The organism is Bacillus sp. P4_E1 (genome assembly GCF_056401715.1).
Genome location: NZ_JBFUIV010000059.1, coordinates 1 through 1,301, shown reverse-complemented (window position 1 = coordinate 1,301; position 1,301 = coordinate 1). Strand labels below are relative to the sequence as shown.

At 35.8% G+C, this 1,301-nt stretch carries 2 protein-coding genes; both read right to left on the bottom strand.

The genetic code is table 11. The features are described from left to right. Window positions 1-42: 42 nt before the first annotated feature. Window positions 43-924 carry an IS3 family transposase gene (locus tag AC1DS7_RS28700; RefSeq protein WP_476999400.1) on the bottom strand — a complete coding sequence of 294 codons (882 nt, stop codon included), beginning with the start codon at window positions 922-924 and terminating at the stop codon, window positions 43-45. A gap of 8 nt (window positions 925-932) precedes the next feature. After that, window positions 933-1,229 carry a transposase gene (locus tag AC1DS7_RS28695; protein ID WP_002135468.1) on the bottom strand — a complete coding sequence of 99 codons (297 nt, stop codon included), beginning with the start codon at window positions 1,227-1,229 and terminating at the stop codon, window positions 933-935. Window positions 1,230-1,301 lie beyond the last annotated feature (72 nt).

The window sequence follows — 1,301 nt, the reverse complement described above, 5'->3', positions numbered from 1 at the left end:
TGCAGTGACCCCTGTCAAGTAGACAGTATTTAAAAAGCGCAACTAAGCAACCTGAGTTCTATATTTATATGGACTCAGGTTATTTAATTTCTTTTGAAATCTTTGATGATTATAAAAGTGCATATATTTACGCACGGCAAGTTTGACCTCATTCGCTTTACGGAAGGAGTATAAATGAAAACACTCTGCCTTAAAGTGACTGAAGAAGTTTTCCATACAAGCATTATCCCAACAGTTGCCTCTTCGAGACATACTTGCCTTCATCTGATATTTTTTAAGTAATTGATTATATTGACGAGATGTATACTGGGATCCTTGATCACTATGTAAGAGGATTCCCTTCACATTTCGTTTTTTCTTTGCCTTTTTAAGCGTATCTAACACAAGCTTTAAGTCGTTTCTACGACTGGTTTCATMGGCAACAATTTCATTATTGTATAAATCCTTAATAGCGGATAAGTACAAGCGCTGTCCATTGAAAATCAAATAGGTAATATCGGTTACCCATTTCTCATTCGGTTTTGAAGCCTGAAACTCCCTATTTAGATGGTTCTCTGAAATCACATAAGCTTCTTTTTTTCCGTAATAAGGTCGTTTTTTCCTAATTACGGCTTTGATACCTAGTTCACTCATCAATCTTTGGATGTGCTTATGGTTCAAATGAAGGTTATATGTGGCTTTCAGCCACACTTGTATTCTTCTATATCCATAAATTCCTCTTAATTTTTTATGACACTCCAATATCTTTTTCTTAATTTCGATATCCTCTGATTGTTTTTTAGAAGGCGTCGTATGCCGTTTTAGCCATTTGTAGTATCCACTTCTGGTTACACCAGCAATATCGCATAGAATGGTCACTGTATAACCTGTTTTTGTCATTTCATGGATGACTTCGAATTTTTTTATTTTGGATACGACTTTCATTCCTCCTTTTACATCCCTAAGAGCTTTTTTAACATTTCATTTTCCGCTTCTAATCGTCTGATCTTAGCTTCAGGATCTTCGGGTCTAACCCTTGGTCTACCTAAACCTGGTCCTTTCGCTTTACCGCGTTTTTCTTCTAGTCCTTTGATTCCTTCAGCTTCAAAGTGTTTCACCCAACGACTTACAACCGAGTGATGAATACCTAATTCTTTCGCAATGGTTTTATAGCTCATGCCTTCTTTTAAGTATAAATCTATAGCTTGTTTCTTAAATTCTACATCGTAAGTGACTCTAATTTTTCCCATGAAAAAATCCCCTCCATAGTAAACAGGTTAATGTGCTTTCTTTTTCCTGTCTACTATAAGGGGATCATATCA